This is a genomic window from Vibrio profundum (assembly GCF_050337555.1).
Classification (GTDB): Bacteria; Pseudomonadota; Gammaproteobacteria; order Enterobacterales; family Vibrionaceae; genus Vibrio; species Vibrio profundum.
On the sequence record NZ_JAKJTA010000023.1, the window covers coordinates 38,351 to 57,427 of the forward strand.

Here is a 19,077-nt window from a genome sequence, read left to right on the forward strand (position 1 = left end):
TATCTCCCAACCGACTTCCAAGAATCACTCAAGCGTAGTTTTAGGATTAACGCCACCAAGCTGTTCTACCTAGATCTTAGTGATACGCAATGTTGTTCCCTACCTCTCTGGGTCTCGTACGCTCCTATAAGGAGCTGGATAGCATTGTGAAGAAGTATATGGGTTAGCGCTAGGTTTTTAAACGTATAGCGATGTGGAGCTGCTAGATACGTTAAATGTCGTTCCTTATCAGGAATCTCCATAATTGTATTCGTAGCTCTAAGTATATTTTAGAATGTATTGGGCATCACCTTCAATAATCGCGCGCCCTAGACTCACGATGCACACCAACCAATAGAGACCACCCTACCTGCGAGTTTACGCTCTCTGAACTTTTCGTGTACTCAAATAGTACATCCTCCTGTATTTTCAATACAGTTGCATATGAAGCCGAATTGGACACAGAGTAAAGGGACGTGGTTAGAAGTTCACTAGTAAAAAAGATCTGTAAATACGATAGGCACAAAAAAGCCAGCGGGTTAGCGCTGGCTGTCATATCTATTTCACTGGCTTATTTGCGTTTGTTGCGCTGCTCGACTTCTTTATCCAGCTCTTCCAGCTTCTCTTTCATCTGCGCTCTACACAGATTGGTCAGCTTTCTTACGCTGCCCTTCGTATATTCTTCTGTGCTAATCGGTGGCAGCATTTCGACAATAACATGGCCATTGTTCCAACGATTAAACTTCAAATCTTTTGTACTGCTGCACACGATAGGAATAATCGGCACTTCAGCGCCTACAGCGGCGTGGAAGGCCCCAGTTTTAAATGGCAGTAGTCCACGACCTCTTGAGCGTGTTCCTTCCGGAAACATCCATACAGAGACGTTAGAGCTCTTGATTGAGTCAACGATTTGGCCAATCGTGTCCATTGCTTTCGATAAGTTCTTTCTATCGATAAGAATATTACCTGTTAGCCAGTACAACTGACCAAACAAAGGCATCATCGCTAAGCTTTTTTTTCCGACCGTGACCACATTCGGTGTCACTGCGCTCGATACCGTAAACAGGTCCCAGCTATTTTGGTGGTTAGCGACATAGATGTGTTGACCACGAGAATACGCATCTTCAGGAATACGCAGCTCAAGCTTAATGCCAAACACTCTTGACATACGGCCAAAGTAGCGACCAAAGGTAAATACGTGCTTTGGGTTACGCGGGCTAAACAAACAGTAGCCGCAGCCAAAGACAAACATGAGAATGGCAAAAACCGCCATCGCTAATACACGTAGTAGTGCAATCATTCTTGTTCTCCAATAGAACCCAATAAAAAAGCCGAAACCCTCGTTTCGGCTCATTCTACAGCATTGATAGCTTAATTCTGATCGCTAAAGCGTTCAATGTTAGCGCCTAACGCCGACAGCTTATCTTCGATTTTGTCATAACCGCGATCGATATGGTAAATCCGGTCAACGATCGTTTCACCTTTCGCGATACAGCCCGCAATCACTAGGCTGGCCGACGCTCTGAGATCGGTGGCCATCACTTGAGCGCCGCTCAGTCGTTCAGCGTCACCTAAAATAACGGTATTGCCTTCGATTTCAGCTTTCGCTCCCATCCGCATCAGCTCTGGCACATGCATAAAACGATTTTCGAAAATCGTTTCAGTTATCACACCGCCACCTTTCGCCATCATGTTGAGCAAAGTAAATTGTGCCTGCATGTCCGTTGGAAAGCCTGGGTGAGGCGCTGTGCGAATCGTTACCGCTTGCAGCTCTCGGCCTGTCATATCAAGGCTAATCCAATCACTACCACTGTCCACACTCGCGCCTGCTTCTTCTAACTTAGCAAGTACGGCTTCGAGCAAATGAGCGCTAGTGTTACGACAGGTAACCTTACCGCCAGAAACTGCCGCAGCAACCAAGAAGGTGCCGGTTTCAATGCGATCTGCGACCACGGCATGCTCACCACCACCTAGCTTCTCGACACCTTCAATCACGATAGTATCGGTGCCAGCACCAGTGACTTTCGCGCCAAGAGTATTGAGGAACTCAGCGGTATCGACAATTTCCGGCTCACGAGCAGCGTTATCTAGAATCGTTTTGCCTTCAGCTAGTGTTGCCGCACACATAATGGTGATCGTGGCACCCACGCTTACCTTATCCATAACGATGTGAGCGCCTTTCAGGCGGCCATCAACGCTCGCTTTAACATAACCATCTTCCAAGACGATCTTGGCGCCAAGCTGCTCTAAGCCATGAATATGCAAATCGACGGGGCGAGCGCCAATAGCGCAACCACCCGGCAGTGACACTTGCCCTTGACCAAAACGAGCGACCAATGGACCCAACGCCCAAATTGAAGCGCGCATGGTTTTCACCAAGTCGTATGGAGCGCAGTATTCATTAATCTGGCTAGCATCAACTTGCACCGAACCATTTCGGCTGACTTTAGCGCCAAGGCGTTGCAAAAGTTCCATCGTAGTATCGATGTCCTTTAGTTTAGGGACATTACTTACCACAACAGGCTCTTCGGCCAGAATCGATGCAAACAAAATCGGCAATGCCGCATTTTTCGCACCAGAAATGGTTACTTCACCACACAGTGGTTGAGTCGAACCAGTTACACGAAATTTATCCATCAGCAAACCTTATAGCGACATCAATTTTTGATCGCGTGCCCACTCTTCCGGAGTGTAGGCTTTAATCGATACGGCATGTATGTCATTGCGCTGAATATATTCCATTAACGGCGCATAAATCATTTGTTGTTTTTTAACACGGCCCATCGTTGCAAAACAAGCATCTACGGCAACGACTTCATAATGACTTCCTTCGCCTTTTACATGCAATTCTTGCAGGTCTAACGCTTGTTCTAATATCTGTTGTACTTGAGTGCTATCCACAAGTCCGCTCCTAGTTAATTTTGTATATGATCGGCCAAGAGCTCGCTAACATTACTGAGTTGCAATAATGTAATGAGTTGCTCAGGAACAAAGCTGAGCATTATATGGCAATTTTGTTTTTTTGCATGCTTTATTAAGTGGATCAGCATAACCATGCCGGCCGAGTCAATCCTGTCGATCTGCTGCAAAGAGACCTCCAATTGCTCGATATTTGGTGACCAACTCTCAACAAAACGCCAAAGAGCAGGCACAGACTCTCGGTCAAGCTCTCCGTTTAACAACACTTGACCGCTTGTCTCTTGCTGCCATTGTGCATGCATCATGACTTGGCACTCTCAAAATGAATCGGCTGAGCGGCTTTCTGTTGCAGTTCTTTCGCAACAGCCAAAATGCCTTTTTGACGAATGATACTGGTCCACTCAGCTTGTTTACTCGACAACAAACTGATTCCTTCCGCTACCATGTCAAAAGCAGACCACTTACCTGTTTTCTTGTTCTTAATCAGTTTGAAAGCAATTTCAATGTTCGGACGCGGCGCATCAATGATATTCACTTTTACGGTGGTAATGCGACGATCAGCCGCCACAGGCTGCGCCGGAGAGAATTCAAATGTCTGAGTCGTATATTGAGTTAGAGCCTGAGCATATGAGGTCACTAGATAGTCATGAAACGCCTTGATAAAAGTTTCCACATCACTACGTTTAGCGCCACGTAAATTAGGCCCTAGCAGCTTAAGTGCCGCGTATGTCGAGTTGACATAAGGCATCATCTCTTGCTCAACAATCACTTTAAGCTGCTGTGGATCCTTATGGATTTCTGGTTGCTCTTTTTTCAAACGGTCAAATGTTCGGGTCGCGACCTGCTTCATCATTGCGTAAGGGTGTGTTTGGTCTATCGCAGCCGAGCTACTCGCATCTGCCGCTTGGCTAGCAAAGGAAAAGCCGAGCAATAGTGCCGATAGCCATACTGAATAAAGCTTTTTCATTGTTATTTCCCTTTGTCTTTCGAGTCACCAACGCTGTACAGCATTTGGCCGATTAAATCTTCTAGAATCATCGCCGACTTAGTGTCTTCAATCAACGCGCCATTGGTTAGCATTTGATCGTCATCCGCGGTTATAAAGCCGGGGATCAAACTCACATACTGCTCACCAATCAAACCTGAAGTCAGGATTTGTAAACTAGAGGTTTCTGGAAATTGGTTGTACTTACTATTAATCGACATAGTGACTAACGGAAGCAAAGATTTAGGGTCGAGCGAGATAGTGGATACTCGCCCAACAACCACGCCACCTACTTTCACTGGCGCGCGCACTTTCAAACTACCAATGTTGTCGAATTCAGCTTTCACCGTATAAGTATCGCTCGAACCAAAACTTTTAACGTCAGCGACCTGAAAAATCATCACCAGAATTGCGCAAAGTCCAGCCAGCACAAAACTCCCTACTAATAACTCTGTTTTACGTGTTTGTTGCATATCTAGTTCCCAAACATCAATGCGGTAAGTACAAAATCTAGCCCTAATACTGCTAGAGAAGAGTGCACTACAGTGCGTGTGGTTGCGCGGCTAATTCCCTCTGAAGTCGGAATCGCATCGTAACCGTTGTATAAGGCAATCAAAGTCACTGTGAAAGCAAATATCACACACTTGATCACACTGTTACCTATATCGTAGCCAATCTGCACTGAGCTTTGCATCGTAGACCAAAACGTACCAGGATCGATTCCTTTCCAATCAACCCCGACGATTTGACCACCCCAAATACCCACGGCAATAAAGATCATCGCTAACAAAGGCATCGAGATTAAACCAGCCCAAAACCTTGGTGCGATAATGCGTTTTAACGGATCAATAGCCATCATTTCCAAGCTTGAAAGCTGCTCTGTGGCCTTCATTAAGCCAATTTCCGCCGTCAAAGCAGAGCCTGCTCGGCCTGCAAATAGTAAAGCGGTGACCACAGGACCTAACTCCCTAAGTAAAGACAGAGCCACCATTTGTCCAAGGTTCGCTTCAGCGCTGTAATCCACCAGCACAATGTAGCCTTGTAAGCTCAGCACCATGCCGATAAACAACCCAGATACAAGAATGATCGCGAGCGATTGCACACCAATGCTATACAGCTGCTTCACCAGCAAAGGGAAGTTTTTGATTGGTTGAGGGCGAGAAGCCAAAGCGCCGAATAACATTAAAGTAGCTCGCCCAAATGACTCGCAACTCCCTAATACACTGCGCCCCACCGAAGCCGTAAACGAGGTTAATTTGTTCAACATTTAGAACACGTCCTTCTCTAATGATTGAGCTGGGAAGCGAAACGGTACTGGCCCGTCGGCCTCACCCAACAGAAACTGTTTCACTCTTGGGTCATCATTATCTCTCAAAGATTGCGGTGAACCACTTGCAATGATCTTTCCATCGGCTAGTAGGTAGACCCAGTCAGCAATACTCATCACTTCTGGCACATCATGAGAAACGACAATTGAAGTCAGACCTAGTGCTTGATTCAAATTACGAATCAACTCAACCAGTACCCCCATCGTAATAGGATCTTGTCCCACAAAAGGCTCGTCATACATGATAAGCTCTGGATCGAGTGCTATCGAGCGAGCTAATGCTGCCCTACGCGCCATTCCCCCGGATAATTCGCTAGGCTGCAATTGCGCCGCACCTCTTAAACCGACAGCTTCAAGCTTCAACAATACTAAGGTGCGAATCAAAGACTCATCCAAATCAGTATGTTCACGCAGCGGGTACGCAACGTTGTCAAAAACAGACAAGTCGGTAAACAAAGCGCCTGATTGAAACAGCATGCTCATTTTTTTACGGGCTTGATATAGCTTCCGCCGACTCAGGCGAGGTATATCATCACCATCGAAAACAACTTGCCCACTTTCCGGCATTAGTTGTCCGCCAATTAGCTTCAGAAGGGTAGTTTTTCCTATCCCTGACGGCCCCATAATGGCGGTGATTTTTCCTTTGGGTACCGATAAACTCACGTCATCGAAGATTTTTCGGTTGGCCCGTGAAAAATTTAAATTATTGATCGTAACCAAATTTTCAGTTGGCATAACGGCTCTGCGCGCCCCCTAAATTTATTTCATATTAAGACTCGGCAATCATAAGCACTCTAAGCGTGAATTAAAAGCACTGTTCAATTAAATCTAAGCCACCCCAGAAGAAGATCCAATCTAACAACAATGCTTAATGACAAATTTTGGGCATTAAATGAAAATTATTGTTTCCCGTGGCTTCACATTTCGCCGTCTAACCGTCAAAATTATTACTCAAAAGAGTCGAATTTTAACAAATTAGGGATCATCATGTTCGAAGCGGTAGCGTTTCTGATCGTGGGTTTAGTGTTTTTGGTATGGAGCGCTGACAGATTAGTCTTCGGCTCAGCAGCATTAGCAAAAAACCTCGGTATTTCTCCTCTGGTCATCGGCATGACTATCCTTGCTATGGGTTCTTCTGCCCCTGAGATGGTCGTTTCTGCCACCGCAGCACTCGCGGGAAAGACCGATACCGCAGTAGGTAACGTACTGGGCTCTAATATTGCCAATATTGCCCTTATTCTAGGGCTGACCGCTCTGGTCAAACCTTTATCGATTAGCTCAAACGTGATTCGTCGGGAACTTCCCCTCATGATTGGCGTCACTCTATTAGCGGGTGCCATTCTTTGGGATAGCCACCTTGCCTTTTACGAAGGTGTGCTCTTGTTAGTGTTGTTCGCCGCTTTTATCCTCATCATGTTGAGAATTAGCCAGCAGGAAAAAAAGAACAACGACCCACTGTTAGTAGAGCAAGAATCAGAGATTCCAACGGGTATTAGCAATCGCAAAGCGGTCTTTTGGGTCATCGTAGGGTTAATAATATTACCCATTTCCGCTGACACATTGGTGGATAACTCTGTTAAAATTGCCCAATATTTCGGAATGAGTGACCTCGTCATCGGCCTCACCATTATTGCGGTTGGCACTAGCCTGCCTGAACTTGCCGCCTCATTGGCTGGAATTGCCAAAGGGGAAGATGACATGGCAGTTGGCAACATTATCGGCTCGAATGTTTTCAATATTTTGGCCGTGATGGGAATTCCCGGTATTATTCACCCCTCTATTCTCAGTGAAGACGTGATGCATAGAGACTATTGGGTAATGCTTGGCATCTCGCTCCTATTGGTGGTCATGGCTTTAGGCAAGTCACGGCGCATCAACCGAATTGAAGGCCTAATTTTATTGGTATGTTTTGCCTGTTATCAAACCTACCTATTGATGAATATCTCAGCGTAAACGCGAGATAAAGGAAATCCATGTTCGATTATCGCAACGTTGCCCTGCAAGTACTCGAAACCGAAATTCAAGCTTTGCAGCAACTCGATCAATATATTGATGACAACTTTGACCAAGCTTGTCAGCTTATCCTTGAGAATAAACGCGGCAAAGTCGTCGTAATGGGGATGGGCAAATCTGGCCATATTGGCAAAAAGATAGCAGCCTCTTTTGCCAGTACGGGCACCGCTTCGTTTTTTGTTCACCCAGGAGAAGCCGCGCACGGCGATCTCGGTATGATTGAACCTGGCGATATCGTACTCGCCATCTCCAACTCGGGTGAGTCGACAGAAATACTGTCTCTATACCCTGTACTCAAACGGTTAGATATCCAAATCATCGCCATGACGGGTAATCCACATTCGAACATGTCTAAGCTGGCCGATGTGAACCTCACCGTGGCCGTTCCAAAAGAAGCCTGCCCACTTGGCCTGGCTCCAACTTCCAGCACAACGGCAACGCTCGTGATGGGAGACGCTTTAGCCGTAGCGCTATTGGAAGCTCGCGGATTTACCGCCGATGATTTTGCCCTATCCCACCCAGGTGGCGCACTGGGCAGAAAACTCCTGCTTAAAATTGAAGACATCATGCACAGTGGTGACGCATTACCCATGGTCACACCTACCACCAGCATACGTGACGCGTTATTAGTGATTACCCAAAAAGGCCTTGGCATGACTACGGTCGTCGATAAGAACGGCGTACTCGTTGGCATTTTTACCGATGGCGATCTAAGACGCGTTTTAGACAAACGTATTGATGTCCATAGCACCTCCATCGAAAAAGTTATGACCACTGACCCAACCATCGCTAGCCCAAGCATGCTTGCTGTAGAAGGGCTCAATATGATGCAAGAGAAAAGTATTACCGGCTTGTTGCTCTGTGAAAATAATCAGCTCGTGGGCGCACTAAGTATCCATGATTTGCTCAAAGCAGGAGTCATGTAATGAACCAACAAATAGAAACCCTATATGGCTTTGTTGACCCACAAATTATAGATATCGCCAAAGATATTCGATTGCTCATTTGTGATGTCGATGGAGTCTTTTCTGACGGCCGAATTTATATGGGTAATGACGGCGAAGAGCTCAAAACTTTCCATACCTTAGATGGCTATGGCATCAAATGCTTAATGAAAGCAGGCGTCGAGATCGCCGTGATCACTGGCAGGAAATCCAATATTGTTGCCAACCGAATGCAAGCGCTGGGCGTGCAACACCTATACCAAGGTCAAGATGATAAAGATCTCGCTTATCAAGATTTATGTCAAAAACTAAATATAGCACCTCAACATTGCGGCTACATTGGTGACGACTTAATTGACTGGCCAGTAATGAAGCAAGTGGGGCTGCAAGTGTGTGTCGCAAATGGCCACCCACTATTGAAGAGACGCGCCAATTATATTACCACAGTACTCGGTGGCTATGGCGCAGTGAGAGAAGTGTGCGACCTGATCTTGCAGGCGAAAGATGAATTAGAGTTACACCAAGGCTTAAGCATATGACTTTTCCCCGTGTAATGTACCTGTTATTGATCTTTGTAGCGCTTTGGGCTGCTTATTATCTATTGGATCGCCATCAAAGCGTCAACAATCAAGTCGCGCCGAGCTCTGAGCTCCCGATGTTCACTGGTGACGACATCGTCAACACATCCTATACGGATACTGGCATTAAAAGTTATATCATTACTTCAAACCACCTAGAGTACTATGCCAACAGTGGTGATACCTACTTCAATCACCCAGTACTAAAAATCTATCGACAAGGCACCACTCAAGAGTGGCAAGTCACGGCGGATCAGGGTGTGTTGGATAAGCATAATGTATTAACGCTAACCCACAATGTGCTCGCAAAAAATTTATTACCGAAGTCGGCCTTTGATACTTTTTCAACCGACTCTATGCATATACAGGTCATCAAAAGAGATTTTTGGACTGACACACCTGTCACCATGATAGGCCCTCAATTTAAAACTGAAGGACAGGCGATGAAGGGCAATTTTGCCAATCACGATGCTGTTCTCTATAACCATGTACAAGGTCGATATGAAAATCTCACACCTTAGTTTGCTGGCTTGCCTAGTTTTTTCGACCAACGCTCTGGCGTTGTCGACAGACCGTAGCCAACCTGTCTACATTGATTCAGACAGTCAACAACTCGACATGCAAAGTAATGTCGTGACTTTTCTTGGCGACGTAAAGTTGAAACAAGGCAGTATTAATATTCATGCTGACAAAGTCATCGTCTACCGAGATCCTAAAACCAGTGCGATAAAAGATATTGAAGGTTTCGGCAATCCTGCGACTTTCTCTCAGCTGACTGACGATGGCAAGACCTTGTATGGCGAAGCTAAAGAGTTGTACTACAGCATGGCGAACGATCAGCTCACCATGATAGATCAAGCCAAGCTCTCTCAAGATGACAGTGTGATCAAAGGCAATAAGATTCGCTACAAGATATCTTCACAAACATTGATTGCTGATGGTAAAGATCAAGGCGATCGAGTTTCCACCATTATTCAACCACAGGCGATGCAACAGCAGAAATAACTATGGCCGTATTAAAAGCAGAGCATTTAGCAAAAAGTTATAAAAATAGAAAAGTGGTCTCGGATGTGAGTATCCAAGTTGAGTCCGGCCAGATTGTTGGACTCCTTGGACCAAACGGTGCAGGCAAAACCACCTCGTTCTACATGATTGTTGGCTTAGTCGCACGCGATGAAGGCAGAATATTGATCGACGACAATGACATCAGTATCTTACCCATGCATAGTCGCTCTAGGCTCGGCATCGGCTATCTACCGCAAGAAGCTTCTATCTTCCGTAAACTGTCGGTAGAAGACAACATTATGGCGGTCTTACAGACACGGAATGAGCTTACTCGAGAGCAGAGACAAGACAAACTGGAAGATTTATTGGAAGAATTCAATATACAGCACATTCGTCAAAGTGCAGGTATGGCACTATCAGGAGGAGAGCGCCGACGGGTAGAGATTGCACGGGCTCTGGCTGCCAACCCACAGTTTATCTTATTGGACGAACCTTTCGCAGGGGTTGACCCCATCTCTGTTATTGATATAAAAAAGATCATTGAACACCTTAGAGATCGTGGCCTAGGCGTATTGATAACCGATCACAACGTACGTGAAACCCTTGATGTATGTGAAAAAGCCTATATCGTAAGTCAAGGTCACTTAATTGCGGAAGGGACACCTTCGGATGTCCTCAATAATGAGCACGTAAAACAAGTTTATCTGGGTGAACAATTCCGTCTATGATTAAACAGTAGCTCAGTAGAAGTTAGCAGAATAAAAGGTTAGTAATACTGAATGAAACCTTCATTACAACTCAAGCTAGGTCAACAGTTAGCAATGACGCCTCAACTGCAACAAGCAATACGTTTGTTGCAGCTGTCGACTCTGGATCTGCAACAAGAAATCCAAGATGCACTCGATTCAAACCCTTTGCTTGACGTTGAAGAGTCCAACGATGAAGCCCAAGCCTTGGAAAATAAGCCAGCGCCAGAAGACAAAGAATCCGCAGAACCTGCCGATGAGCCTAGCGAAAAAGAAGCTGCTGATAGCTCCGAATTGATTGAAAAATCAGAGATATCCAACGAGTTAGAAATCGATACCACTTGGGATGATGTCTACAGCGCCAATACAGGCAGCACAGGCTTAGCTTTAGATGACGACCTGCCGATTTACCAAGGAGAGACCACCGAATCCTTGCAGGATTATCTCACTTGGCAATTAGATCTCACTCCATTTTCGGAAACCGATAGAACCATCGCCCTCGCCATTATCGATGCGATTGACGACTACGGCTACCTTACTGTCTCTCCTGAGGATATTCTCGACAGCTTCAGCCTCGATGAAATAGAGTTAGATGAAATTGAAGCAGTCAGAAAACGCATTCAGCAATTTGACCCTGTCGGAGTCGCCTCCGTTAATCTACAAGATTGCTTATTGCTTCAGTTAGCCGCTTTTCCCGAAGACACCCCTTGGTTAGTCGAAGCGAAACTGATTTTAAATAATCATATCGATCAACTGGGCAATCGAGATTACAAACAAATCACCAAAGAATCTAAGCTCAAAGAAACTGAGCTGCGTGAAGCGCTAAAACTGATCCAGCAGCTTGATCCACGGCCTGGTAATCGAATTACCGCTGATCATGCGGAGTATGTCATTCCAGATGTCTCTGTATTTAAAGATCATGGTAAATGGTTAGTGACCATCAACCCAGATAGTATTCCAAAGCTTAAGGTTAACCAACAATACGCTGTGCTAGGCAAAGGCAATAGCTCAGATAGCCAATATATCCGCTCTAATTTGCAAGAAGCCAAATGGCTGATCAAAAGCTTAGAGAGCCGTAATGAAACACTTCTAAAAGTTTCTAAATGTATTGTAGAGCACCAGCGCGAATTTTTTGAACGTGGTGAAGAAGCCATGAAGCCTATGGTATTAAACGACGTGGCGCTTGCCGTTGACATGCACGAGTCCACTATCTCTCGTGTCACCACCCAGAAGTTTATGCATACCCCAAGAGGGATCTTTGAATTAAAGTATTTCTTCTCCAGTCATGTCAGTACCGACAACGGAGGTGAATGCTCATCTACTGCAATACGCGCGCTTATCAAAAAGCTCGTCGCGGCTGAAAACTCGGCAAAGCCACTGAGTGACAGCAAAATTGCAGCGCTTTTAGCTGACCAAGGGATTCAGGTAGCGAGGCGTACCATCGCAAAATACCGAGAGTCGTTAGGTATATCTCCTTCGAGTCAGCGTAAACGCCTTTTATAGGACACCAACAGAGAAGGAAAGTCTATGCAAATCAATATTAATGGCCACCATGTTGATCTTACCGATTCAATGCAGGACTATGTACGTACGAAGTTTCAAAAACTCGAGCGATTTTTTGACCATATCAACAACGTCCAAGTTGTATTGCGTGTAGAAAAAGTAACTCAGATTGCAGAAGCCACGTTACACGTCAACTTGAGTGATATCCACGCAACCGCTGAAGACGAAAATATGTATGCAGCAATTGATGCTTTAGTTGATAAACTTGTACGCCAACTCAACAAACACAAAGAAAAACTCAGTAGCCACTAACTATGCAAATAAGCGATGTACTCTCATTGGACTGCACTAAAAGTGCAGTCCAATGTACTAGTAAAAAACGAGCCTTGGAAATGATCAGCGAGATCGTGGCATGTCATACGGGTCAAGATGCCACTGAGCTCTTCGAGTGTATGCTAAGCCGAGAAAAAATGGGCAGCACCGGCATTGGTAATGGCATTGCTATTCCCCATGCTCGAATGACATCAAGCGATCACGCCATTGCTGTATTATTACAGTGCGAACAACCAATAGAGTTTGGTGCCATCGACAACCGACCTGTCGATTTACTTTTTGCCTTACTCGTTCCTGATGCTCAGTGCAAAGAGCACCTAAAAACACTTTCGTGCATGGCCGAAAAGCTCAATAACAAGGGAACGCTTAAGCAGCTACGTAGCGCGCAAAGCGATCAAGAACTCTACAGTATCATCGTCAACGGATAACCAATCATACCATGCGTTTAGTTGTCATTAGCGGCCAATCTGGTGCCGGAAAAAGTGTCGCGTTACGAGCACTAGAAGACATCGGCTACTATTGTGTCGATAACCTGCCTGTCGATTTATTGAAGTCTTTCGTCAAATCAGTACGCGGCGGAAAACAAAACGTCGCGGTAAGTATCGACATTCGCAATCTGCCTAAGGATCCGTCGTCTGTTTCAACTTTGATTGAGCGTCTAAAAAAAGACAGCAGCACCAATATCTTATTTTTGGATGCCACTCAAGATGCTCTGCTTAAACGCTATAGTGAAACCCGCCGATTGCACCCGCTTTCCCAGCATGAAAGCAAATTATCATTAGCACAAGCCATCGAGCTCGAAAAAGACATTCTATCGCCAATCAAAGAAAGTGCCGACTTAGTCATAGATAGCAGCCAGCAATCTCTGCACGATCTCAGTGAAAACGTCCGCATGTACGTAGAAGGTCGACAACGGCAAAACCTCGTTATGGTCTTTCAATCGTTTGGCTTTAAATATGGCCTGCCCCAAGATGCCGATTATGTGTTTGACGTGCGCTTTTTGCCCAATCCACATTGGCAACCTGAACTGCGCCCATTCACCGGATTGGACAGCCCAGTAAAAACATATTTGGAATGCCATATCGAAGTTATAAAGCTTCGAGTTCAGATCCAACGCTTTATCGAGCAATGGCTACCTCTACTGGAAAAAAATAATCGCAGCTACCTCACTGTCGCCATTGGCTGTACAGGTGGCAAACACCGCTCCGTTTACTTAACACAGCAAATTGGTGAATATTTTACTGCCCTTGGTCACCAAGTGCAGATCCGTCACACATCTCTTGAGAAACATGCATCTTAATCATGGAAGATATGCGCTCTAGCAAAACGGTTTTCATCCGCAATAAACTCGGCCTGCACGCGCGAGCAGCCATCAAACTCGTCGAACTCGCCCAGTCATTTAATGCTTTGATCACGATAGAAAATCAAGATGGTAAACTAGCGACAGCAGACAGTGTGATGGGCCTACTTATGCTTGAATCATCCCAAAATCAAACCGTGACGATTAACGTTGAAGGTCACGACGCAAGCAAAGCTCTGATTGCAATCTGCTCTCTGATTGAAGACAAATTCCAAGAAGACGAATAACGCTTCGTCTCTCGCTACGACGCAATGCCGGACCGCTCTTAGCACAACCAACTATTAAACAAAGTTCTAAATTACGTTACTATGCTGACATCGTAAATCATACCGCTAGAGGGAGACAATGGCAGAACAAATCGAGTTTGATAAAGCCCACCTGACCCTCCAAGAAATCACCGACGCCCTCGAGCATGGCCGCTTTGTACACGTCCGTAAGCAGCTCCAAGATATGGAGCCAGAAGACATAGCACTGTTGCTCGAAGCCTCACCACGGAAGATACGTAAAGTACTCTGGCAACTTACCGATCCCGAAGATTATGGTGAGACTCTTGACGAACTAAACGAAGACGTCAAAGATGACTTGGTCTCAAAAATGGCGCCAGAGAAACTGGCCGAAGCGACAGAAGGGATGGATACCGATGACGTAGCTTACGTCTTACGTAGCCTGCCCGATAAAGTATCCAGAGAAGTGCTAGCGAAAATGGATACGGATGAGCGACTGCGAGTTGAAACCGCACTGTCTTATCCTGAGGATAGCGCAGGCGGGCTCATGAATACCGATGTCATCACTATCCGAAGTGATGTAGACATTGATGTGGTATTGCGCTACTTACGGATTAAAGGTGAACTCCCTGAGGCTACAGACACCTTATATGTTATCGACCAAGCAGATCGCTTAATCGGCAATTTGGCGTTGACCACGCTGCTCACAACTCAGCCTGATACACAAGTCAGTGAAGTTATGGACGACGCCGATGAAGCTATTTCGGTGGACATGAAAGATACGGACATCGCGAGTCTATTTGAACGACGTAACTGGATCTCTGCTCCTGTTGTCGATGAACATCAGTTTCTCGTTGGCCGAATCACCATTGATGATGTCGTCGATGTGATCCGTGAAGATGCCGAACATACCATGATGAGCCTTGCCGGGATGGACGATGATGAAGATACTTTCGCACCTGTAGTCAAATCAGCGCGTAAGCGAAGCATATGGCTAGGGGCAAACGTTCTTGCCGCACTTGCAGCGGCATCAGTATCCAACATGTTCGAAGCCACGCTACAACAAATGGCCGCAATCGCAGTACTGATGACGATAGTGCCATCCATGGGTGGGGTTGCAGGTAACCAAACCGTGGCATTAGTGATCCGGGGGTTGGCACTCGGTCAAATCGGTGACAGCAATAAAAAACAACTGCTATACAAAGAGGCCGCAATTGGTTTTTTGAACGGCATCATTTGGGCGGCTATCATCGGTGGGATTGTGGTGGCTTGGAAAGGTAGCTGGCTACTTGGCAGCATCATATCTGCGGCAATGCTCACCAACCTATTTGTCGCTGGGATTGCCGGGGTGACGCTACCCATCATGCTTAAAAAGATGAAAATCGACCCTGCACTTGCAGGCGGAATGGCACTGACCACAGTGACAGATGTTGTCGGTCTATCCGCCTTTTTGGGGCTAGCGACTCTGTTAATCAACTAATACCTCACCGGATAGCAGGCTACCGACTGCTATCCGGTTTCTCTTCTTTATAGAACCAAAAGCATGTATCAACGAGAACGTGACTCAGGTATTTCACGCCACTGTCCCTTCCTCAACTACACCTTGCTTGACAGATCCAGCGGCCTCGCTAAAGCGTTTGGACGATTGGAATAAATAGAAACGCCAATCACAGTCAGTAAAGTAGCCAACACACCGATACAAATAGAGATGGCAATTAAATAGCCAAGCTTCAGTGCTACTGAAAATAACATACCTGTAAATGCCGTGCTAAGAGCAAAACAGCTCTGTTGCATTGTGACCACAGCCCCACTAGCCGAGCTGGCATAGCTCTGGGAAACGTTCGCAAGCGCAATACGAAATGCCGAGGTGATCATTAGCGCATTTCCTAAGCCGACTAGCCCCATCGCGGCAATGAGATCCTCGACTCCTAAAACCTTCTTAAACAGCCAAAACAGCCCTGTGGTCAATACAAAGCCCATCGTAGTGATGCATACACCTAATGTGAAGCTACGGTGATCCCCTAGATTCCTTCCCAAATGTTTACTGACCAGAGAGCCAAAGAAAAATAGAACCCCTAACGAGATAAAGGTATTGCCCGACTGAAATGGACGAAAGGTCAGTTCACTCTGCAAGCAAAAAGCCACTACGAATAAGAAACCAGCGTAAGTAAAAGCAACCGCAAACACCCCGTATAGACCCGTTCTAAAACCCGGAGTTCTAAATAAGGAAGGAGGGAAAAGTGGCTGTCCTCCCTTAGCTTCTTTTCCCTTTTCAATCGTATATAGCCCCTTCCATAAAGGGATAATAGCCGCCAATAACCACCACAACTCTGGCCAGCGCTGGCCCAAACTGACGGGAAGCAGTAAACAAAGCAATCCAAGAGTAAACAAAGTAATACCGCCCAAATCCATACTCTGGTTGCTTTCAGCTCGCGATTCGGGAATGACAACAACGCCAATGCCTATAATAAGCAAACATATAGGTACATTAATAAAAAACGCCATTCGCCACCCCATACCCATCAGATCAGCCGACACCAACCAACCTCCTAAGGCTTGACCAACGGCAACGGCTAACCCAGCTACCGATGTATAAATACCGACGGCACGAGCATGTCGCTCACCACTTAGGGAAGCATGAATAGTAGCAAGTATCTGCGGCATCAGCAGAGCGCCACATATTCCTTGCAAAATACGCCCGACTAACATCATGCTTAGCGAGTGCGCACCTCCACAAAGCACAGAGGCGACCCCAAACCCTAATACTCCAAATAAAAATACTCTTTTTCGCCCATAGCGATCACCTAAACGACCTCCAGTAGCAATCAACGCCGCAAAGCTCAGAGCATACAATGCGACAATCAATATTAGACCAGATTCCCCAGCATTCAGTGAGCGACCCATAACATCCAAGGCAACGTTAACAATAGAAAAATCGATTTGTGGTAACAATTGCCCCGCGACCAAAAGCAATAATGCGGAAGAAGAAAGAGAATGATTAGAAGAACTCAAAATAAGCCTTTAATATACTTAACAACATACCGCTATTATGCGAGTTTAATAACCTCAAACAAGAAACCAATTAAACACGTATAACAAGTATCAGGGTCAACCTATGGCTAGTGACAATTTGCAATTGATCGGCGATTTTTTACGCCACAAAAGGGAAAGTCTAACTCCGGAAGTTATTGGATTGTCGCGATCTAAACGATCCCGCACTCCTGGTCTTAGGCGTGAAGATGTCGCAGAAATAGCAGGGATTAGCGTGGTTTGGTACAGCAAGATTGAACGAGGGAAAGCAGCTGGTATTTCATATGAAGCGATGAACTCTCTTAGCCAAGCACTACGCTTAACTCCTCCAGAGAAGCAATACCTTCAAGAGTTATCCAATCAAAACCAGAAACCTATCAAAAAGGCTTGTCAGAATATCACCACAGAGACGCGTCGAATGCTAACCAAAATGAACCCGTTACCCGCACTACTTATCAACGATCACTTCGACATCATCGAATGTAATCAGAGCTTTAGGCGCATGTGTGGTGTCGAGGTCAATACGCTACCCGAAGAATCAAAGAACTATATTTATCTAACGATCACCCACCCTACTTGGCAACGTTTCATTACCGCAGATCACAAATTTGATCTTGAAGAACGTTTATCCCGTTTAACGGGGATTCTTCGTACGACTTCAGCCCTATGCAGTCAGGACCAAAAATTAAAAAACCGTGTCGAGCACTTCCAAAAAATTTCACCAAGCTTCGAGCGCTACTGGCAATGCAATTCAGTTGAACAATGTGAGCAGAGGCAATTTTCTTTCTTCCATGCTGAACTTGGCAACATGACATTTAATAAACAGATGTGGTGGAATTACGGTGGTGGTCGTAGTGGGAGGCTCAACGTTTACCACCCAGTAAATGAAGAGGATTACCAGCGTCTTTGCGAGAACTAATACCAATCTGTAAAATTAACTGGTCAGATCAATCCACTCCCTTGAACACATTTCGAACAGGGTAGAAACCTGTTCCACGCCTCACAAACTTGCTCCATAATATCGTCGTAGTCGAGAAAACTTTGGTTGGCCAAACAGCGTTGTCTCAGCCAGCTCCAAACTTGTTCTATGGCGTTGAGCTCTGGTGAATAAGGGGGGAGTTTGAGAATGGTCACATTCTCAAATTCACCGGCTACGCCGTCGGCATGCCAACCCGCTCCATCCATAATGACCACGGCGTGTCTTCCACTCTCCGTGTTAAGAGAGATCTGTCTCAAATTCTCAATCATCACGGTTTTATTGACCAAAGGGACGACCATAGCTTCACCTATTCCTCTGCTTGGGCAGACTGAACCGAAGAGGTAGGCATACTCAAATTGCTGCTGTTTCACCACTCTTGGCCTCGATCCCCGCTCTGCCCAAATGTGTGTCGTTGAGTTTTGTTGACCAAATCTCGCTTCGTCTTGGAACCAGACATCGACCCTATTGAGCCCAACGTGGCCGGGGATCTTAAGGATCGTTTCAGTTTGGGATTTTTTATAATCGTCTTGAATTTTCTGAGATTATTTTTATTCTACGCATACGAAAAAGCGCCAGCATTTCTGCTAGCGCTTAGAATTAATGGCAGGGGTGGAGAGATTCGAACTCCCAACACGCGGATTTGGAATCCGCTGCTCTGCCAATTGGAGCTACACCCCTATCTCAGTTTTAAGAGGTGATGCTCTAAATAAGTGGCGGAGTGGACGGGACTCGAACCCGCGACCCCCGGCGTGACAGGCCGGTATTCTAACCAACTGAACTACCACTCCGCAGTGATATTGTTACCCTAAATAAAGTCTTATGGTTAGATTGCTTTATTCAGGTTTTGGCTTTCATCTTTTTCTARAAGATGAAGACCTAAAGTAAGCCTGGCGATGTCCTACTCTCACATGGGGARACCCCACACTACCATCGGCGCTATTGCGTTTCACTTCTGAGTTCGGCATGGAATCAGGTGGGTCCACAATGCTATGGTCGCCAAGCAAATGCTTAAATTCGGAAAGCTGGCTTTAAAAGTTCATCACACATTCAATTCGTTCTTGGCTTTGAGTCCACAAAACCCCTTAGGTGTTGTATGGTTAAGCCTCACGGGCAATTAGTACAGGTTAGCTCAATGCCTCGCAGCACTTACAC

Annotated in this window: 22 protein-coding genes, 2 tRNA genes, 1 rRNA gene and 1 pseudogene; 13 read left to right on the top strand and 13 right to left on the bottom strand. The window is 45.8% G+C overall.

What is annotated here, in order from left to right; all coding sequences use genetic code 11:
- Nucleotides 1–550: 550 nt before the first annotated feature.
- The 8 genes from L4C34_RS18040 to mlaF all read right to left on the bottom strand — a co-directional run bounded on the left by L4C34_RS18040 (nt 551) and on the right by mlaF (nt 5,945).
- Nucleotides 551–1,279 carry a 1-acylglycerol-3-phosphate O-acyltransferase gene (locus tag L4C34_RS18040; RefSeq protein WP_428790714.1) on the bottom strand — a complete coding sequence of 243 codons (729 nt, stop codon included), beginning with the start codon at nt 1,277–1,279 and terminating at the stop codon, nt 551–553.
- A gap of 71 nt (nt 1,280–1,350) precedes the next feature.
- A complete protein-coding gene (gene murA / locus L4C34_RS18045) occupies nt 1,351–2,616 on the bottom strand; it encodes a UDP-N-acetylglucosamine 1-carboxyvinyltransferase (RefSeq protein ID WP_428790715.1) in 1,266 nt (421 codons plus the stop codon).
- A 9-nt stretch (nt 2,617–2,625) separates the two neighbouring features.
- Complete coding sequence (gene ibaG, locus L4C34_RS18050) at nt 2,626–2,880, bottom strand: BolA family iron metabolism protein IbaG (RefSeq protein WP_428790716.1); 255 nt, start codon at nt 2,878–2,880, stop codon at nt 2,626–2,628.
- Nucleotides 2,881–2,894: 14 nt separating this feature from the next.
- Nucleotides 2,895–3,203 (bottom strand): STAS domain-containing protein, encoded by a 309-nt coding sequence (locus tag L4C34_RS18055; protein WP_428790717.1) that lies wholly within the window; start codon nt 3,201–3,203, stop codon nt 2,895–2,897.
- Nucleotides 3,200–3,865 carry a phospholipid-binding protein MlaC gene (mlaC, locus tag L4C34_RS18060; RefSeq protein WP_428790718.1) on the bottom strand — a complete coding sequence of 222 codons (666 nt, stop codon included), beginning with the start codon at nt 3,863–3,865 and terminating at the stop codon, nt 3,200–3,202. Before mlaC ends, L4C34_RS18055 begins: the two co-directional genes overlap by 4 nt.
- Nucleotides 3,866–3,867: 2 nt before the next feature.
- Nucleotides 3,868–4,356, bottom strand: a complete 489-nt coding sequence (gene mlaD / locus L4C34_RS18065) for an outer membrane lipid asymmetry maintenance protein MlaD (protein WP_428790719.1) — start codon at nt 4,354–4,356, stop codon at nt 3,868–3,870.
- A 2-nt stretch (nt 4,357–4,358) separates the two neighbouring features.
- Nucleotides 4,359–5,150, bottom strand: a complete 792-nt coding sequence (mlaE, locus tag L4C34_RS18070; protein WP_428790720.1) for a lipid asymmetry maintenance ABC transporter permease subunit MlaE — start codon at nt 5,148–5,150, stop codon at nt 4,359–4,361.
- The gene (mlaF, locus tag L4C34_RS18075; protein ID WP_428790721.1) at nt 5,151–5,945 is read right to left on the bottom strand and encodes a phospholipid ABC transporter ATP-binding protein MlaF; all 795 of its coding nucleotides are present in this window, start codon (nt 5,943–5,945) and stop codon (nt 5,151–5,153) included. It lies immediately after the preceding gene.
- A gap of 252 nt (nt 5,946–6,197) precedes the next feature.
- Between mlaF and L4C34_RS18080 the strand changes: the two genes are divergently transcribed.
- The 12 genes from L4C34_RS18080 to mgtE all read left to right on the top strand — a co-directional run bounded on the left by L4C34_RS18080 (nt 6,198) and on the right by mgtE (nt 15,396).
- Nucleotides 6,198–7,163, top strand: coding sequence for a calcium/sodium antiporter (locus L4C34_RS18080; protein ID WP_428790722.1), 966 nt, complete (start codon nt 6,198–6,200; stop codon nt 7,161–7,163).
- Between the two features lie 20 nt (nt 7,164–7,183).
- Nucleotides 7,184–8,149 (top strand): KpsF/GutQ family sugar-phosphate isomerase, encoded by a 966-nt coding sequence (locus L4C34_RS18085; protein ID WP_428790723.1) that lies wholly within the window; start codon nt 7,184–7,186, stop codon nt 8,147–8,149.
- Entirely contained in the window at nt 8,149–8,706 is a 558-nt protein-coding gene (gene kdsC / locus L4C34_RS18090) for a 3-deoxy-manno-octulosonate-8-phosphatase KdsC (RefSeq protein WP_428790724.1), read from the top strand. Before L4C34_RS18085 ends, kdsC begins: the two co-directional genes overlap by 1 nt.
- A complete protein-coding gene (gene lptC, locus L4C34_RS18095; protein ID WP_428790725.1) occupies nt 8,703–9,266 on the top strand; it encodes an LPS export ABC transporter periplasmic protein LptC in 564 nt (187 codons plus the stop codon). The genes kdsC and lptC overlap by 4 nt, the downstream gene beginning before the upstream one ends.
- Nucleotides 9,247–9,750 carry a lipopolysaccharide transport periplasmic protein LptA gene (gene lptA / locus L4C34_RS18100; RefSeq protein WP_428790726.1) on the top strand — a complete coding sequence of 168 codons (504 nt, stop codon included), beginning with the start codon at nt 9,247–9,249 and terminating at the stop codon, nt 9,748–9,750. Before lptC ends, lptA begins: the two co-directional genes overlap by 20 nt.
- A gap of 2 nt (nt 9,751–9,752) precedes the next feature.
- Entirely contained in the window at nt 9,753–10,478 is a 726-nt protein-coding gene (gene lptB / locus L4C34_RS18105; RefSeq protein WP_428790727.1) for an LPS export ABC transporter ATP-binding protein, read from the top strand.
- A gap of 51 nt (nt 10,479–10,529) precedes the next feature.
- Nucleotides 10,530–11,999, top strand: a complete 1,470-nt coding sequence (locus L4C34_RS18110) for an RNA polymerase factor sigma-54 (RefSeq protein WP_428790728.1) — start codon at nt 10,530–10,532, stop codon at nt 11,997–11,999.
- Between the two features lie 24 nt (nt 12,000–12,023).
- Nucleotides 12,024–12,311: a ribosome hibernation promoting factor gene (hpf, locus tag L4C34_RS18115; RefSeq protein ID WP_428790729.1), complete on the top strand. Its 288-nt coding sequence runs from the start codon at nt 12,024–12,026 to the stop codon at nt 12,309–12,311.
- Nucleotides 12,312–12,313: 2 nt separating this feature from the next.
- Complete coding sequence (ptsN, locus tag L4C34_RS18120) at nt 12,314–12,760, top strand: PTS IIA-like nitrogen regulatory protein PtsN (RefSeq protein WP_428790730.1); 447 nt, start codon at nt 12,314–12,316, stop codon at nt 12,758–12,760.
- 11 nt (nt 12,761–12,771) lie between these two features.
- Nucleotides 12,772–13,632: an RNase adapter RapZ gene (gene rapZ, locus L4C34_RS18125; RefSeq protein ID WP_428790731.1), complete on the top strand. Its 861-nt coding sequence runs from the start codon at nt 12,772–12,774 to the stop codon at nt 13,630–13,632.
- 11 nt (nt 13,633–13,643) lie between these two features.
- Nucleotides 13,644–13,919 carry an HPr family phosphocarrier protein gene (locus L4C34_RS18130; RefSeq protein WP_428790740.1) on the top strand — a complete coding sequence of 92 codons (276 nt, stop codon included), beginning with the start codon at nt 13,644–13,646 and terminating at the stop codon, nt 13,917–13,919.
- 118 nt (nt 13,920–14,037) lie between these two features.
- Nucleotides 14,038–15,396 (top strand): magnesium transporter, encoded by a 1,359-nt coding sequence (gene mgtE / locus L4C34_RS18135; protein WP_428790732.1) that lies wholly within the window; start codon nt 14,038–14,040, stop codon nt 15,394–15,396.
- A gap of 116 nt (nt 15,397–15,512) precedes the next feature.
- Here the strand turns inward: mgtE and L4C34_RS18140 are convergent, their stop codons facing one another.
- Complete coding sequence (locus L4C34_RS18140; protein ID WP_428790733.1) at nt 15,513–16,928, bottom strand: MFS transporter; 1,416 nt, start codon at nt 16,926–16,928, stop codon at nt 15,513–15,515.
- A 103-nt stretch (nt 16,929–17,031) separates the two neighbouring features.
- Between L4C34_RS18140 and L4C34_RS18145 the strand changes: the two genes are divergently transcribed.
- Nucleotides 17,032–17,865, top strand: coding sequence for a helix-turn-helix transcriptional regulator (locus tag L4C34_RS18145; protein ID WP_428790734.1), 834 nt, complete (start codon nt 17,032–17,034; stop codon nt 17,863–17,865).
- Nucleotides 17,866–17,880: 15 nt separating this feature from the next.
- Here L4C34_RS18145 and L4C34_RS18150 read toward each other — a convergent pair.
- The 4 genes and pseudogenes from L4C34_RS18150 to rrf form a co-directional block, all read right to left on the bottom strand.
- Nucleotides 17,881–18,467 (bottom strand): annotated as a pseudogene (locus tag L4C34_RS18150) (IS630 family transposase); the annotation flags it as partial.
- A 59-nt stretch (nt 18,468–18,526) separates the two neighbouring features.
- A tRNA-Trp gene (locus tag L4C34_RS18155) sits at nt 18,527–18,603 on the bottom strand.
- A gap of 33 nt (nt 18,604–18,636) precedes the next feature.
- Nucleotides 18,637–18,713: transfer RNA gene (locus L4C34_RS18160), tRNA-Asp, on the bottom strand.
- Between the two features lie 97 nt (nt 18,714–18,810).
- Nucleotides 18,811–18,926, bottom strand: a 5S ribosomal RNA gene (gene rrf / locus L4C34_RS18165).
- Nucleotides 18,927–19,077: the final 151 nt, after the last annotated feature.

What these genes read in the sequence shown, in the direction of transcription:
- L4C34_RS18040 (WP_428790714.1), bottom strand. Translation starts at nt 1,279, where the DNA reads ATGATTGCACTACTACGTGTATTAGCGATGGCGGTTTTTGCCATTCTC.
- murA (WP_428790715.1), bottom strand. Translation starts at nt 2,616, where the DNA reads ATGGATAAATTTCGTGTAACTGGTTCGACTCAACCACTGTGTGGTGAA.
- L4C34_RS18055 (WP_428790717.1), bottom strand. Translation starts at nt 3,203, where the DNA reads ATGATGCATGCACAATGGCAGCAAGAGACAAGCGGTCAAGTGTTGTTA.
- mlaC (WP_428790718.1), bottom strand. Translation starts at nt 3,865, where the DNA reads ATGAAAAAGCTTTATTCAGTATGGCTATCGGCACTATTGCTCGGCTTT.
- mlaD (WP_428790719.1), bottom strand. Translation starts at nt 4,356, where the DNA reads ATGCAACAAACACGTAAAACAGAGTTATTAGTAGGGAGTTTTGTGCTG.
- mlaE (WP_428790720.1), bottom strand. Translation starts at nt 5,150, where the DNA reads ATGTTGAACAAATTAACCTCGTTTACGGCTTCGGTGGGGCGCAGTGTA.
- mlaF (WP_428790721.1), bottom strand. Translation starts at nt 5,945, where the DNA reads ATGCCAACTGAAAATTTGGTTACGATCAATAATTTAAATTTTTCACGG.
- L4C34_RS18080 (WP_428790722.1), top strand. Translation starts at nt 6,198, where the DNA reads ATGTTCGAAGCGGTAGCGTTTCTGATCGTGGGTTTAGTGTTTTTGGTA.
- L4C34_RS18085 (WP_428790723.1), top strand. Translation starts at nt 7,184, where the DNA reads ATGTTCGATTATCGCAACGTTGCCCTGCAAGTACTCGAAACCGAAATT.
- kdsC (WP_428790724.1), top strand. Translation starts at nt 8,149, where the DNA reads ATGAACCAACAAATAGAAACCCTATATGGCTTTGTTGACCCACAAATT.
- lptC (WP_428790725.1), top strand. Translation starts at nt 8,703, where the DNA reads ATGACTTTTCCCCGTGTAATGTACCTGTTATTGATCTTTGTAGCGCTT.
- lptA (WP_428790726.1), top strand. Translation starts at nt 9,247, where the DNA reads ATGAAAATCTCACACCTTAGTTTGCTGGCTTGCCTAGTTTTTTCGACC.
- lptB (WP_428790727.1), top strand. Translation starts at nt 9,753, where the DNA reads ATGGCCGTATTAAAAGCAGAGCATTTAGCAAAAAGTTATAAAAATAGA.
- L4C34_RS18110 (WP_428790728.1), top strand. Translation starts at nt 10,530, where the DNA reads ATGAAACCTTCATTACAACTCAAGCTAGGTCAACAGTTAGCAATGACG.
- hpf (WP_428790729.1), top strand. Translation starts at nt 12,024, where the DNA reads ATGCAAATCAATATTAATGGCCACCATGTTGATCTTACCGATTCAATG.
- ptsN (WP_428790730.1), top strand. Translation starts at nt 12,314, where the DNA reads ATGCAAATAAGCGATGTACTCTCATTGGACTGCACTAAAAGTGCAGTC.
- rapZ (WP_428790731.1), top strand. Translation starts at nt 12,772, where the DNA reads ATGCGTTTAGTTGTCATTAGCGGCCAATCTGGTGCCGGAAAAAGTGTC.
- L4C34_RS18130 (WP_428790740.1), top strand. Translation starts at nt 13,644, where the DNA reads ATGCGCTCTAGCAAAACGGTTTTCATCCGCAATAAACTCGGCCTGCAC.
- mgtE (WP_428790732.1), top strand. Translation starts at nt 14,038, where the DNA reads ATGGCAGAACAAATCGAGTTTGATAAAGCCCACCTGACCCTCCAAGAA.
- L4C34_RS18145 (WP_428790734.1), top strand. Translation starts at nt 17,032, where the DNA reads ATGGCTAGTGACAATTTGCAATTGATCGGCGATTTTTTACGCCACAAA.